Below are 14,359 nucleotides of genomic sequence, written 5' to 3'. Positions count from 1 at the left end.
GCTTCAGTACTTCGCTATGCGGCGTCACGTGCCGTGCTCATGACATCGGGCAGTTCGTGTGACGATTTCGACGGCGCGGTCGAAGTCAGTGGTACTCAAGTGGGCAAAACTTAGTACCAGTCCGTCGCCACCGCTGGTCCACAATGCGGATTCATGGCCCGACTCGATACCAGCTTCAAGCAAGCGCTTTTCAAAATCATCACGGTCGTGTCGCGTGCCAAAACGCACCGTCAGATCCGCGCCGTCGCCCGGTGCGAGACGCGCGTCATTGAAAAGCGGCACCAGTAGGTCTTCTAGCACCTGTCGTCGTTGGCCCAGCGCCCGGTGCACGGCGCGGGTGTTACGGCGGACGACACCTCCGCGCAGCAGTGAGGCGATCGCGCGCTGAGTCACGGTTGCGACCGGCATGCCGAGGATTCCACGGACCTCTTTCAACCGGTCCACGGTCGCGGGGGAGGCGACAACGTAGCCGGCGGCCAGTTCGCGCGACAGCAGCGTGGAAAACGTGCCGAGGGTGAGTACGTCCGCCGACGGCGCGAGCGTGGACAGTGTCGGTTGGGGAGCGATGCGGTAGCGCAGTTCGGTGTGGAAGTCGTCCTCGATAATCACCGTGCCGGTCTGTTTCGCCCACTCCAGCAGTTCCGCCCGGCGCGGCGCCGGCATCGCGCCCCCGAACGGGTAGAGGTGTGATGGCGTGACTAACAATGCGTCCAAATCTGTAGGCAGTTGCTTGACCACGACCCCTTCAGCGTCCGTTTCGCACTCCACCACTCGGTGGCCGCCGAGCGGAATGACGCGCCTTAAGCCGGGGTGGCCAGGGTTCTCGACGCCGACCTTAAGGTCTGCCCCCAGCGTATAGAGGATGCACATGAGCCCCTCGCGGGAACCGCCGGTGACCACGATGTGCCCCGGCGAGACCGTCATACCGCGGGCGAGACGGAGGTGCTCCGCGATTGCATGGCGAAGTTCCGACTCGCCCGATTTATCCACGCTGCCGCCGGGTTCAGCTGCGGCTTCGCGCCAGGCTTTACGCCACGCCGCCGGTTTGATCGTGCCGGTGCTGGCGGGGGAGGGCTTCAGCGAGATGCGGGTGCGGGAAATCTTGTGCGAGATGCCGGGTGTCCCGTCAATTTCGTGCACTGGCGCAACCGCAAGTTCGGGATGGATCCGGGTCGGCGCGCCCTGCCGGGAGAGGAGATAGCCCTCGCCTTCAAGCTGGTCGTAGGCCGTGACCACGCTACCGCGGGAGACCCCGAGTTGTGCGGCCAGCGCTCGCGTGGACGGCACTTCGTCGCCAGGCGCCAGGGTGCCCTTGGCGACGGCATCACGGATCCCGGCGGCGATCTGTGCTGGGATCGGCGTGGGGTAGTCGCGTGAGACGTCGAGAAGCATCAACTGGTCCAAAGAAACTATATGGAACTGGCACTTGGAATCTACCAGTTGGGGGTGCAAACTCGACAGCATGTCTGAAGCACAGGAACTAAACCAGCAATTCATCGGCGGCGTGATCAGCGTCGCACGCCCGCGGTGCTCTGCAACCTACATCTGACGAACGCTTTCCTTCTGGAGCGGTGGCATCTATCTGTCCGCTCGAATCGCGAAAGCACCGGCTCCGGCTGTACGGAACTGCACTACGAAATTTGCGGTTAACACTAGCCCGGTAGCCGCCACATGCTTCAGAGAAAACCAGGGACCTTCACCTAGAAGAACCGCAAAGGGCCAAGGGGTGAGGTTGGTGAAAAATACCAGAGGCGCGTTACACGTAAGCCACAGCACAACAGTGGCTGCCACTCCCAATGATTTTCCCCATTGCGCGATCAGTATTCCGGCTGTCGCAAATATCAACACACTATTGTTGATGATCAGTTCGCTTTCCGGGCCAACAGCAGAATCGGTTCCCGACTGGAGATAGTAGGCTACTTTGATCTGAGACGAGGCGAAATTGGAGACAATCAAAACGATCATCGCACCAATCGTTTGCCTCACTACCGATAACCACTGAGCCCGTCGTCTCCGCAGATCAATGTGAGGCATCGAGGGTGATAGAAGCACAACCGTGGTCAAAGCGAAAAGCAGCGAAACTAGCTCGGCAGCTGTGATGACGAAGGGCTCTGTGGGAGTGCCTCCGACCTCGAACGTTACGCCACGAACTAGAAAAATCATTACATCGCAAAATGCCCCTAAAAGGATAATGACGTGCCACGGTGTGGACAGAAAGATACTGCGGATCGGCATCGGGCTATCTCTGAGTAATCAAGTATTGGTCATTGAATGGCTTAGGACTCAGCCGTCAACATGTCCCACGTTGCTTGACATGACTCGATTGCTCTCCAGTTTTTCGCTAAGTTATCGTCGACCACACTGGGATCAAGGAATGACAACACGTCCTCCGGTGCTGGATCCGTCTCACCACTCTCGGAAATACTATGGTAGAAAGCACCATTATTCTCAACGTTCTTGGAATAGACACCAGTGCGCTTAGTGATGTAAACCCCAACCCGGTCGATCACAAAGGCTCCTTCAGACGTCGGATCTGTACATGAGTCGATTCCTAGCTCGTCCAGAAGCAGCCCACTGATGTCTAGGCGCCGATCTTCACCAGCGATCGTAAACTGTTGGTAACCGTGGTCCCCGGTCTTAACTCGGTAAGCCGAAGTACTAGCGAGTTTCCTGGGGCTTACCCTTTCGGGTAGATACTCTTCGACGGCAGAGACATCACGCACCATTTGCTCAAGGCCAGGCTTATCGGCCGAATCCACACAAATTTCTGAGCCGCCCGACGTCAATGCACAGGAGTCGCGATCAACGATCGCGGCGGAACCTGCAGCTGCCTGCAACAGAGCTGAAACACCGAAAATCGCCGTCATGGAAACTAGTCCGCTAACACTAAAGTATTTCGAAACCCCAGCAGCCTTCAAAAGGAGCCCACCAGCTGCAAGTGCTAGGCATGCACTTACCCCCAAGGCAACTACCAGGTTTCGAGGCTCAGTGAGATCAGTCGGTTCAATCGCTTGTAAAACAATTGGAGCGACTGCCCAAGTCTTATCACTATTAGCACCGAACGCTACGACAAAGTAGGCGACAATCACGGAAATCAGTGAAGATACGACTGGATGAAACTTGCGAAAGGTTAGCGCAACCAAAGCGGACAGCGCAGCAACGGTGAAAAGAAAAGCTGTACTGACAACGACTACCAGAGGAAGCCAGACCGATCCGACTGCACTTTGAGTGATGGCATCGATGAAACTAGGCAGGGCCCCAAATGATATTGACACGGCCGTAATTAATGCTGGGGTGAGCGTCAAGAATAGAACCTGCAGTTTCAGCGGATACCGGCCAAGCGGGTTGGCAGTTCCCACACGAGGAGATCCTAAAGCTGCCACGTTGAAGGAGACGATAACTGCAAGTCCGAAACAAGATAATGCGGTTACAAACCGAAACGCTTCAGCGATATCCGCGATTCGCGGGTATGCAAATTGCATTTGTTTGGAGGTCACCCAAAAGGAAACCCCGACACTGAATACAACCTGAATGACACCGAGCACCAAGAACACTGGTGATCCGAGTTTTCTAGCGATCATAAGTTTGAAGCCTTGATTAATTTCTCGAAGCCACGTAGGCGAGGGCGCGTTCCAGGTTATCGGTTGACACCGAGGAAAAATTTTCTGTCGAAACGTCTCTTAGTCGATCCCATGCTCCCTCGTACGCGACGCGACCGTTGTGGAGTGCAACCACGCTGTCGGCCACATGCTCGAGATCATCCTGCAGATGCGTGGAAAGAATTATTGTTGCGCTATCTTTGAGGCGCTTAAGGAGACGCCGCACCTCAATCCTGGCTTGCGGATCAAGACCCGCAGTAGGTTCATCCAAAAATAGAATGTCCGGCGAATGGATCAGAGCGGCTGCAATTCCAACACGTCGAGTTTGTCCTCCAGAAAGATTGCTAACTCTGGAATTCTCAATTTCGGGCAGCTCGACCAAATCTAAAACTTCCGGGATTCGCCGCAGATAGGCTTGTCTATCGAGACCTGCAACCCATCCTGCATATGCAAGGGCGTCTCGACATGTCATTGTCGAGGCGAAATGTACATCTTGGGGAACGTAACCGATGCGACGCCGATAATTAACTAACGCTCTTCCTGTGATCTCAGAGCCATTGACGGAAAACCCGCCTCGCGTCGGTTTTTCAATTGTGCATAGGAGACGGATCAACGTCGACTTTCCGCTGCCGTTTCCGCCTATCAGCGCTGAAAGGCCGGGCGAGAACGTCACCGAAACGTCTTTGACCGCTTCCGTGGTGCCGGTGCGGGACCTGAAAGTCTTGCTCAGCGAGTTGGTGCGAATCAAGGAGCTTCCTTCCGATTAGCGACACGCCCCAGAGTTATCTCCACGCAACGAGTTTCCTGTGTTACTCGCCACCCGGCCGTAATAATTACCGGCCCCCTGGCATGCACCAAAAGCTCGAACTATTTGGTTATTCACGCCCGTCACAGAACCAATGATTGGATCCGGCCTAAAAGAAAGATCTTTGCGGAGCTCTACAGAAAAAGCAGTATTGTTTGGACAGTTTTGCCTTCCGCCTTGGATGCCCAGCCAATTCTTGGATTGGTCCCAACCGATATCCCAAACAACAAGACGGCAAGTTCCCGGCGCCCCAGTTTCCCGGAAAGCATACGGGGTAAATCCCGCGCCGTTTTTATCTTGCGCGACCCCCTCGTCATCGCGCGAATCGTCGGCCAGCCACGCCTTGGGTGCTTCAGACCATTGATATGGCACTGTCGGTGCGCCATCGCTGGGGGATGCGTCCGAAATGGGCGAGAGGGAGATTGCACTCGTTAGAGTCGCTGCTAGTCCGGCGAGAATGCGCCACTTCGTCGTCTTCAAGTTCTTTACTCCTTTGAGGCCTTTGTCGATGAGGTGGTCCATTTGATTCACCCCTGAAACATAGATGATAGCACAGGTCACCGCTAGCAGGCACTACTTTCACTTGTCCTGATCTGTTAACTCAGCCATGTAGCCTATTCAGGCTATGCTTAATAACCAGTTGCGTTAAATAGGAACCGAGACCGAGTACGACATTATTTGTCCGGATAGCCCGAAGTTCAGCCCACCGGTTATCTCAACGCACGCGGTGGCCGACATCGTAGCGCTGCGCCCCCAGGCGCGAACACGTAGAAGCAGCGCCATGAAAGGATGCCCGCGGCTTCGCGCCAGGCCTTACGCCATGCCGCCGGTTTGATCGTGCCGGCGCTGCCGGGGGAGGGCTTCACGAGATGCGGGTGCGGGAAACCTTGTGCGAAATGCGGGGTGCACCACCGCTATCGGACGCAGGTGCCACCGTAAGCTCGGGATGGATCCGAGTCGGTGCGCCCTGCCGGGAGAGGAGGTAACCCTCGCCCTCGAGATGGTCGTACGCCGCGACCACGGAGCCGCGGGAGATTTGCAGCAGCATCAACTGGTCCAAAGAAATTGCATGAAACTGGCACTTGGAATCTACCAGTTGGAGGGTGCAAACTCGACAGCATGTCTAAAGCACAGGAACTAAACCAGCAATTCATCGGCGGCGTGATCATGGACGTGGTCACGCCCGAGCAGGCCAAGATCGCCGAGGACGCAGGCGCATCCGCCGTCATGGCGCTCGAGCGCGTGCCTGCCGATATCCGCGCCCAGGGTGGCGTGGCCCGCATGTCGGATCCGGACCTCATCGAGGGCATCATCGAGGCCGTCGACATCCCGGTCATGGCCAAGGCCCGCATCGGCCACATCGTGGAGGCGAAAGTCCTGGAGCACCTGGGTGTGGACTACATCGACGAATCCGAGGTGCTCAGCCCAGCCGACTACGTCAACCACATCGACAAGCGTGGCTTTACCGTGCCGTTCGTCTGCGGCGCGACCAACCTCGGTGAGGCGCTGCGCCGCATCAACGAGGGCGCGTCCATGATTCGCTCCAAGGGCGAGGCCGGCACCGGCGACGTGTCCGAGGCCACCAAGCACATCCGCAAGATCACCAGCGAAATCGCAGCGCTGCAGGCGATCTGGGCCAACAACCGCGACGAGCTCTACGTCGCGGCCAAGGAGCTGCGGGCGCCGTACGAGCTGGTGGCCCAGGTGGCGGAAAACGGCAAGCTGCCGGTGCCGCTGCTCGTCGCCGGCGGCGTATCCACCCCGGCTGATGCCGCGTTCATGATGGAGCTTGGCGCGGACGGCGTCTTCGTCGGCTCCGGCATCTTCAAGTCCGGCAACCCCGAGGCCCGTGCGAAGGCTGTGGTGAAGGCGACGAGGAACTTCAGCGACATCGCGGTGGTCACAGAGGCCTCCCGCGGGTTGGGCGAGGCGATGGTGGGCATCAACGTTGCCGACCTGCCGGCGCCGCACCGCCTGGCAGAGCGCGGCTGGTAACAGGCAGTAGAAACGGGAAGGCCCACTATCTTGCGGATAGTGGGCCTTTGCGTTGCAGAGGTGGGCTTTGCCGGTTAGCGGATGTCCCCGAACTTGCGCACAACCCAGCGGCGGATGGCGATGAGGAACGCTCCGAGCACAATGGTGATCGCGGACAGGGTGAGGAAGAAGGTGCGCTCGGCGACTGCGTCGTCCGGGTTGTACAGCGAACCCAGCACGCCGGACAGCGCGGTGCCCATGGACACCGACATCAGCCAGACAGCGAACAGCCGGGACTTGAACGCCTGCGGGGCGACCTTGGTGGCCAGGGAGTTGCCCACGGGCGACAGGAACAGCTCGCCGATGGTGAAGAGGAACAAGATCACCACGAGCACCAGAAGGGGAGTGGACTGCTCGCCCTTGCCTACGTACGGCAGGAAGATGAACAAGGAAAGGCCGATGATGATGTTGGCCACGCCGAACTTCGTGGCGGAGGCCCACTGGCGCTCGCCCAGCTTCGTCCACATGGTGGCGAAGATCGGCGCGAAAATGATGATGAACAGTGGGTTGAAGGACTGCACCTGCGCCGGCTCGAGCACCCACTTGAACAGGCTGAGATCCGCGCGCTGGTCGGCGTAGACCGCCACCACGGTGAACTGCGACTGGAAGATGGCAAAGAACGCCACCGAGCCGACGAGGAGGGGGATGTAGCCGGTGAGGCGGGATTTCTCCGCGTCAGTGACCTCGTCCGAGGCGTACATCTCGCTCAGCAGCACCACTGTCGCCACCAGGGCAACCGCGAAGACGACCCAGGAGAGCCAATCCAGCGGCAGAATGCCGGTAGTCAGCAAACTGACCAGCACGAGCGCGATTCCGGCGACGCCCAGCCCCCACTTTGCCCATTCGGAGCGCGGCAAGGGGTTGGGGACCTCAGAGCCGACGGCACCGATGGTAGATTTTCGCATCACGGTGTACTGCACCAGACCAATGGCCATGCCGATGGCTGCAAGGCCGAAGCCCCAGTGGAAGCCGGCCATGCCCCACACCCAGCCGGTGATCGCGTGACCGAACAGGGCGCCGATGTTGATCGCCATGTAGAAGACGGAAAAGCCCGCGTCGCGGCGCGGGTCCTCGCGGCTGTAGAGATCCCCCAGCACCACCTGGGCCGCCGTCTTCACGCCGCCGGAGCCGATGCCGACGCAGACCAGGCCGATGGCGAGGCCGGCGGCGCCGGGGACCAAGGCGAGCATGACGTGGCCGATCATGACCAAAATCGCGGAGTAGTACAGGGTGCGTTCAGGGCCGAGAAGTCGGTCGCCGACGAACGACGCCACCAGCGCCATCATGTAGACGAAACCGCCGTAGGCGCCGACGAGGCTCAGGGCTGTAGACCGGTCGATGCCGAGCCCGCCCTCGGTTGTGGCGTAGTACATGTAAAACGCCAGCAGCGCCTGCATGCCGTAGAAGCTGAATCGCTCCCACAGCTCGATGCCGAAGAGGTTGGCCAGGCCCCATGGTTGTCCGAAAAATGTGCGCTCGGTCCGCGGGGTGTCCGCACCGGGCTGGGTTTGGGTAGACATAAATAAATAAAAAACGGCTCACCGTATTAACCGCCAAATACTTCACGGCAGCGATTCAGCGCAAACCCTGAGAACGAGAAATTCCCGCAGCAACCGCCTGTACGCTCGACACCCATGACGCGCTACATGGGAACCGAGACCGAGTACGGCATCACCTGCCCGGGTAACCCGCAGATCAGCCCGCTGGTCACCTCAACGCACGCGGTGGTCGCCTACGCCGCGCTGCGCACGCAGGCACGTACGCGGTGGGACTACGCGGAGGAGGCGCCGCTGAAAGACGCCCGCGGCTTCGACCTGCAGCGCTACCGCAGCGTGCCGGTCGTGGACGCGAACGCCATCGGCGTGGCCAACGTGGTCACAACCAACGGCGCGCGCTACTACGTCGACCATGGACACCCGGAGTACTCCAGCCCGGAGTGCTCGAACGCCTTCGACGCCATGGTTTACGACGCAGCCGGCGACATCATTCTCAACGAGGCCGCAACGTGCATCCGCCAGCTGTGGGAACAGCAGGTGTCCGTGCTGGCCAAGCACGAGCCGTGCCCGCCGTTGAAGTTCTACAAAAACAATGTCGACGGCAAGGGCCGCTCCTACGGTAGCCACGAGAACTACTTGTATTCCCGCCACACCAACTTCGAAAACCTCACCCAGGCGCTCATCCCGTTCTTTGTCACCCGTCAGGTCATCATCGGCGCCGGTCGCGTTGGCATCGGGCAGGCCTCGGAAACGCCCGGGTTCCAGATCTCGCAGCGTGCAGACTACTTCGAGCAGGAGGTGTCTCTGGAGACCACGCTCAACCGCGGGATTGTCAACACCCGCGACGAACCACACGCGCCGGAGGAGGACTTCCGCCGCCTCCACGTCATCGTGGGGGATGCGAACATGAGCCAGTACTCCAACTTCCTCAAACTCGGCATGACCTCGCTCGTGCTCGATGCGATTGAGTCCGGCGTGGACTTCACCGACCTCCGCCTGCAAAACCCGGTCGAGGAGATCAAGGCCGTCAGCCACGACCCCTCCCTCCAGCATGAGCTCACGCTTCTCGACGGCCGCAGGTTGACCGCCATTTCGGTGCTCCGCGAGTACAGGAAGCGTTGTGAGGGGCGAAGCAGCGTCGACAAGCAGGTGCTGGAGATGTGGGGCGAGATCCTCGACGATCTCGAGCGCGACCCGCTTTCCACCGCCGACCGGCTGGACTGGACTGCGAAATGGGCGTTGGTGCGCCGATTCGACGCACGCGGCGCCACGCAGGCAAAACTGCAGGCCATCGACCTGCAGTACGCGGACATCGATCCGCAGGTGTCCCTCTACCATGCGCTTGTGCGCAAGGGGGCGATGAAAACCATGGTCCCCGCCGAGGAGATTGCGCGCGCTGCGGTGCACCCGCCGGAGGACACCCGCGCGTACTTCCGCGGCCGGGCTGGGGAGAAATTCGCGGCAGACCTGACCGCGTCGAGCTGGCAGTCCATGCTGTTCACCGTGGGTGGGGAGCTGTACCGGGTGCCCCTCGACCTCGTGGGCGAGCACACGAAGCAACAGGTGGGCCAGCTCATCGACAGCGCCGAAACAACCGAAGCGCTGCTTTCTGGTCTGGGGCTCACCCCGGAGCGGTAGGGTTGCGGCTATGGCTACGCAACAGACACACGCCCCGGGTAACGGGGGCGACGACCACAACGAGGACTTCGAGGCCGGCCAGGTGCAGATCAACACCGCGGGCACGGACGGCCTGCTCGACGAGATCGACGCGCTGTTGGCAAGCAATTCCGAGGAGTTTGTGAAGTCCTTCGTGCAGAAGGGCGGGCAGTAAGCTGGCTACCGGCTACCCGCGTCGCATCATGGGCGTGGAAACGGAATTCGGTGTTGCCGCGTACGACGGCGCACGTCCAGCACTGAGCCCCGAGGAAGTGGCCCGCTACCTCTTCCGCCCGGTTGTCGCGGCGCACCGCAGCTCAAACGTGTTCACCGAGAACGCCTCGCGCCTGTACCTGGACGTGGGGTCACACCCGGAATACGCGACTGCGGAATGCGACTCGCTGAGCCAACTGCTTGCGTACGACAAGGCGGGAGAGCGGATTTTCCACCATCTGTCCCAGCAGTGCGACGAGGCGTTGCGCGCGGACGGGTTTACTGGCTCCACGTACCTGTTCAAAAACAACGTGGATTCGCGCGGCAACTCCTACGGCGCGCACGAGAACTACCTGATCAGCCGCGAGCTCGCGCTGAAGTCCTTCGGCCAGCAGTTGCTGCCGTTTCTCATTACGCGCCAGCTGATCTGTGGCGCGGGCAAGATCGCGGGGGACAAGTTCGTCATCTCCCAGCGCGCGGACCAGGTGTGGGAGGGCGTTTCGTCCGCCACCACGCGCACCAGGCCGATCATCAATACCCGCGATGAACCCCACGGAGATTCCCACCGTTTCCGGCGAATGCACGTGATCGTGGGGGACTCCAACATGTCTGAGCCCACGTTCGCGCTCAAGGTGGGCTCGATGCTGTTGGTCATTGAGATGCTTGAGGCGGGCTTCGACCTGCCGGATATGGAGCTTGCAGACCCCATCGCGCACATTCGCGACATCGCCGCGGATCCCACGGGATCGACCGAACTCAGCCTTGCCGCGGGCGGCACCGTCACTGCACTCGAGGTGCAGCAGCGCACCCTCGAGGCGGCCGGGCGCTGGCTGGAGCAGCGTCCTGACGAGGGCACGCCGAACGAGGAGATGGCGCGTGTAGTGGACTTGTGGTCGCGTGTGCTCGACGCAATTTCTACCCAGGATTTCTCCGGCGTGGACACGGAGATCGACTGGGTGATCAAGCGCAAGCTGCTCACTCAGTTCAAAGACCGGCTGGAGTGCGGCTGGGACCACCCGAAGCTCGCTCAGATTGACCTGACATACCACGACATCAACCCGTCGCGCGGCCTGTTCCATGTGCTCGAGCGCAAGGAGATGGCCGCACGCTGGATCGACGACACAGCAATCGAGCACGCTGCCGTCAACCCGCCGGCGACCACGCGGGCTGCAATCCGCGGCGAGTTTCTCCGCGCCGTGCGGGAAGCGGACCTTGCGCATAATGTCGACTGGGTGCATTTGAAGGTCAACCGCCCGGAGCCGCGCACGGTTGAGCTGCTCGATCCGTTCGCGAACACCGACGATGATGCCGCTGACCTGATTAATTGGGTGACGTCGCAGGAAGGATAGGAACGCCGTGGCCAACGACAACGACATGGTCGTGCGCCAAGTGGGGCTCACGTTCGCCCTGCTGGCGTCGCCGGAAAAACGCGATGTTGCGTGGGTGCAAAAGCACGTGGACGGCTACGGTGGTCGCACTCGCGACGCCGCCACCCACCTCATTGAGCGTGACGTGCGCGAGCTGCGTGATCTCGGCGTGCCGGCCAAGTATCAGGACGGCCAGGTGTGGGTGGTTAAGGACCTCTACGAGCTTCCCGCGGTGGACCTGACCGCGGAGGAAGCCTCCGTCGTGGGCCTGGCAGCGGACTTGAGCAAGCCCGGCTCGCTGGGCGAGTTCGCCCGCTCTGGGTGGACCAAGCTGGCCGCCTCAGGTGCCACCCGTTCCATGGACGCCCCGGCGCTGATGAGCGTGTCCAACGACATTTTCCAGCTGCGCCCCGACACACTGCGCGCGATTGTGAAGTGCGTGCAGGCCAAGCAGCGCATTTCCTTCGATTTCGTGCGCGCTCCCGGCAAGGATCCGGAGCGGCGCGTGGTGGATCCGTGGGGTGTGGTCTCGCTGAACAACCGCGCCTACTTCGTCGGCTTCGACATCGAGCGCGATGACGTTCGCGTGTTCCGCCTGAAAAAGGTTTCCCAGGTGAAGAAGGTTCGCCACAGCTCCGCGTTCCACGAGCGCGCAGGCGACCTGCAGGCGCTGGTGGAGGAAACGTTGCGCGGTGAGCTGATCAGCGCCACCGTCACCGTTCGTCGCGGCAGCGGCGAGGAACTCGTTCAGCGTGGCACCCGTGTCTCCGGAGTCGACACGGATGGGCAAGACCATGACACCATCACGCTGCGCGACGTGGACCGCGACTGGGCAGTGCGCACCATCGCCAGCCTCGGCGGAAGCGTGGTCGCGGTGGAGCCGGTGCAGGTCCGTCAGGACGTCGTTAAGCTGCTGCGCACCGCTTTGGAAGGGGACAACTGATGGCCGTGGACTTCAAGCGCCAGGAGCGCGTGGTGCGCTTGCTCAACCTGCTGGCGTACTCGTCGAACCACCCGGGGCTGACGCCGATGGAGATCGCCCGCGATCTCGGCGCGGACCCGATGCAGGTGCGCGACGATTTCGAGCTGCTGTTTCTTTCCGGCGTGGGCACCGGGCCCGGCGAGATGATCGACCTGGAGTACTCCTGGAAGGGCGTCGACATCAAAGACGACCAGGGGATGACCACCCCGCTGCGTCTTTCCCCCGCGGAGGCAAGCGCCCTGCTCATCCTGCTGGATTCCCTGGAAACCATGCCGGGACTTGTGGACGGCCGCGCAGTGCGCTCCGCCGCAGAGAAGATCCGCGCGGTGACGACCTCCCAGGCGGTCGGCGACGCCGAGCACACTGCTGAAGCCGGCGTCGCCAGCACCGTGGCGGAGGCGCTCGCTGCCAAGCGCAAGTTGCGCATTACCTACTACTCGGCATCCTCGGACACCGTTTCCGAGCGCGAGGTGGACCCCGCGAGCCTGTTCCACCAGTCCGGCGCTACTTACCTGCGCGCCACGGACAGCGGCGAGACGAAGACGTTCCGCCTGGACAGGATCCAACAAGCTGAGCTTCTCGACGTTCCTTCGGAGACCCCCGGCACAGATTTCGATCCGGCGGATCCGTTCGGCATGGCCGACCAGCCACAAGCCAAACTGCTGATCCACAAGGACGCCACCTGGCTTGCGGACTACTGGGACATCGAGCTGGAAGATGCGCAGGCGCAGGGCGAATGGCTCCCGGCAACCATGCGCTACGGCAGCGACAGCTGGCTGGTTCGCTTCAGCTTGAGCCAGGCTGACCGGGTTCGCATCGTCGAACCTGCAGGTCTTGCCGCAGAAGCTATGTCGAGCGCGAAACGTGCACTCGACGCGTTAGACTAACCTGCGCGTTACACCGTCTTCGGAAAGGACAGCCCATGCCAAATATTGGATGGACCGAGCTCATCATCGTCATCTTCCTCGTGCTGTTGTTGTTCGGCGCAAACAAGCTGCCGGACTTGGCGCGTTCCATGGGTCGCTCCGCACGCATCTTCAAGTCCGAGGTCAAGGAGATGCGCAACGAAGACGAGGCTGGCACTGCCACCCAGCAGCGTCAGATCGAGTCTGCGCCCGCGCAGGAGACCCGCAGCGCGACCCAGGAGGCGGACTTCTGGGACCGCCCGGAGAACCAGCCGCGCTAGCTCTGCCTGATGGCACGCACGAAAACCCCCAAGAAGCCGAAGCGAGCGAAGAACCCGACCGGTGAGATGTCGCTGGTGGAGCACCTCCAGGAGCTCCGCCGGCGGGTGATGATCTCCCTGGCCGCGATCGTCGTCGGCACCATCATCGGCTTTATCTGGTACCAGTCCGCCCCGCCGCGCATGATGCCGCTGGGCGAGATCATCCGCGGCCCCTACTGCAACCTGCCGTCGGATCTCCGGGCGGATTTCACCGGCGACGGCGAATGCCGCCTGCTGGCTACCAGCCCGTTTGAGATGTTCATGCTGCGCCTGAAAGTCGGCGCGCTCGCTGGGCTAGTCCTTTCATCGCCGGTGTGGCTCATACAGATCTGGAACTTCATCACCCCGGGCCTGCACAAAAGCGAGCGCCGCTACACGTTCAGCTTCGTCACCATTGCGGTGCTGCTGTTCGTCTCCGGCGCGCTGCTCGCGTACTTCGTGCTGGACAAAGGCCTGTACGTGCTGATAACCATGGGCGACGAGTTCCAGGTCGCCGCATTGACAGGTGGGGAGTACTACAACTTCCTCCTCGCTCTCATTGTCATCTTCGGCGTCAGCTTCGAGGTGCCGCTGATCATCATCATGCTCAACATGCTGGGCGTGCTCCGATACGAGCACGTCAAGAACAAGCGGCGCCTGATCATCGTGGGCATCTTCGCCTTCGCCGCGGTAATGACTCCGGGCCAGGATCCGTTTTCCATGGTGGCGCTGGCTATCTCCATTTGTCTGCTGGTAGAGATGGCCTTCCAGTTCTGTCGCTGGAACGACCGCAAGCACAAGCGCGAACGCCCCGACTGGATGGATCTGGACGACGAGGAAGCTTCCGGCCCGATTGAGGCGCCGTCATCCGTCGGCCCCGCAAGCAGCATCGGAGCGGAGACGATTGAGCGCCCGACACCGGTGCAGCGCGCGCCGGAGCGCCAGCACAACTCCTCGCCACGGGGCTACGCGGGCGGAGCAGATTTCAGGGACGTACTGTAGG

Annotated in this window: 15 protein-coding genes; 8 read left to right on the top strand and 7 right to left on the bottom strand. The window is 61.2% G+C overall.

Annotated features, from left to right (window positions below; genetic code table 11):
- Window positions 1–24: 24 nt before the first annotated feature.
- The 6 genes from pdxR to CUREI_RS05965 form a co-directional block, all read right to left on the bottom strand.
- Window positions 25–1,404, bottom strand: coding sequence for a MocR-like pyridoxine biosynthesis transcription factor PdxR (pdxR, locus tag CUREI_RS05975; RefSeq protein WP_236627161.1), 1,380 nt, complete (start codon window positions 1,402–1,404; stop codon window positions 25–27).
- Between the two features lie 174 nt (window positions 1,405–1,578).
- The gene (locus CUREI_RS12245) at window positions 1,579–1,965 is read right to left on the bottom strand and encodes a hypothetical protein (protein WP_144242429.1); all 387 of its coding nucleotides are present in this window, start codon (window positions 1,963–1,965) and stop codon (window positions 1,579–1,581) included.
- A 311-nt stretch (window positions 1,966–2,276) separates the two neighbouring features.
- Entirely contained in the window at window positions 2,277–3,581 is a 1,305-nt protein-coding gene (locus tag CUREI_RS12240) for a zinc-binding metallopeptidase family protein (RefSeq protein ID WP_144242428.1), read from the bottom strand.
- 16 nt (window positions 3,582–3,597) lie between these two features.
- Entirely contained in the window at window positions 3,598–4,347 is a 750-nt protein-coding gene (locus tag CUREI_RS11975; protein WP_084768201.1) for an ABC transporter ATP-binding protein, read from the bottom strand.
- A gap of 15 nt (window positions 4,348–4,362) precedes the next feature.
- A complete protein-coding gene (locus CUREI_RS12235; RefSeq protein ID WP_144242427.1) occupies window positions 4,363–4,926 on the bottom strand; it encodes a hypothetical protein in 564 nt (187 codons plus the stop codon).
- Window positions 4,927–5,266: 340 nt separating this feature from the next.
- Window positions 5,267–5,452, bottom strand: coding sequence for a hypothetical protein (locus CUREI_RS05965; RefSeq protein ID WP_144242426.1), 186 nt, complete (start codon window positions 5,450–5,452; stop codon window positions 5,267–5,269).
- A gap of 71 nt (window positions 5,453–5,523) precedes the next feature.
- Here CUREI_RS05965 and pdxS point away from each other — a divergent pair, with 71 nt between their 5' ends.
- A complete protein-coding gene (gene pdxS, locus CUREI_RS05960) occupies window positions 5,524–6,399 on the top strand; it encodes a pyridoxal 5'-phosphate synthase lyase subunit PdxS (RefSeq protein WP_038611559.1) in 876 nt (291 codons plus the stop codon).
- A 74-nt stretch (window positions 6,400–6,473) separates the two neighbouring features.
- Here the strand turns inward: pdxS and CUREI_RS05955 are convergent, their stop codons facing one another.
- Window positions 6,474–7,958: a peptide MFS transporter gene (locus CUREI_RS05955; protein ID WP_038611556.1), complete on the bottom strand. Its 1,485-nt coding sequence runs from the start codon at window positions 7,956–7,958 to the stop codon at window positions 6,474–6,476.
- Window positions 7,959–8,072: 114 nt separating this feature from the next.
- Between CUREI_RS05955 and dop the strand changes: the two genes are divergently transcribed.
- The 7 genes from dop to tatC are packed head-to-tail and all read left to right on the top strand — an operon-like array spanning window position 8,073 to window position 14,358.
- On the top strand, window positions 8,073–9,572 hold the full coding sequence (gene dop / locus CUREI_RS05950; protein WP_038611553.1) for a depupylase/deamidase Dop: 1,500 nt from the start codon (window positions 8,073–8,075) through the stop codon (window positions 9,570–9,572).
- Window positions 9,573–9,582: 10 nt separating this feature from the next.
- A complete protein-coding gene (locus tag CUREI_RS05945; protein WP_038611551.1) occupies window positions 9,583–9,765 on the top strand; it encodes a ubiquitin-like protein Pup in 183 nt (60 codons plus the stop codon).
- Between the two features lie 28 nt (window positions 9,766–9,793).
- Entirely contained in the window at window positions 9,794–11,152 is a 1,359-nt protein-coding gene (gene pafA, locus CUREI_RS05940) for a Pup--protein ligase (RefSeq protein ID WP_144242425.1), read from the top strand.
- Between the two features lie 7 nt (window positions 11,153–11,159).
- Window positions 11,160–12,113, top strand: a complete 954-nt coding sequence (locus CUREI_RS05935; protein ID WP_038611544.1) for a helix-turn-helix transcriptional regulator — start codon at window positions 11,160–11,162, stop codon at window positions 12,111–12,113.
- Complete coding sequence (locus CUREI_RS05930; protein ID WP_038611542.1) at window positions 12,113–13,039, top strand: helix-turn-helix transcriptional regulator; 927 nt, start codon at window positions 12,113–12,115, stop codon at window positions 13,037–13,039. Before CUREI_RS05935 ends, CUREI_RS05930 begins: the two co-directional genes overlap by 1 nt.
- A 35-nt stretch (window positions 13,040–13,074) precedes the next feature.
- Window positions 13,075–13,338 (top strand): Sec-independent protein translocase subunit TatA, encoded by a 264-nt coding sequence (gene tatA / locus CUREI_RS05925; RefSeq protein ID WP_038611539.1) that lies wholly within the window; start codon window positions 13,075–13,077, stop codon window positions 13,336–13,338.
- A gap of 9 nt (window positions 13,339–13,347) precedes the next feature.
- Complete coding sequence (gene tatC / locus CUREI_RS05920; protein WP_236627160.1) at window positions 13,348–14,358, top strand: twin-arginine translocase subunit TatC; 1,011 nt, start codon at window positions 13,348–13,350, stop codon at window positions 14,356–14,358.
- The last annotated feature ends 1 nt before the right edge of the window (window position 14,359 follow it).

Origin of the sequence: Corynebacterium ureicelerivorans, from assembly GCF_000747315.1 — a bacterium.
In the GTDB taxonomy this organism is placed as follows: Bacteria; Actinomycetota; Actinomycetes; order Mycobacteriales; family Mycobacteriaceae; genus Corynebacterium; species Corynebacterium mucifaciens.
Note: the sequence above shows the minus strand (reverse complement) of the source record. Positions and strands in the feature narration are given on the sequence as shown.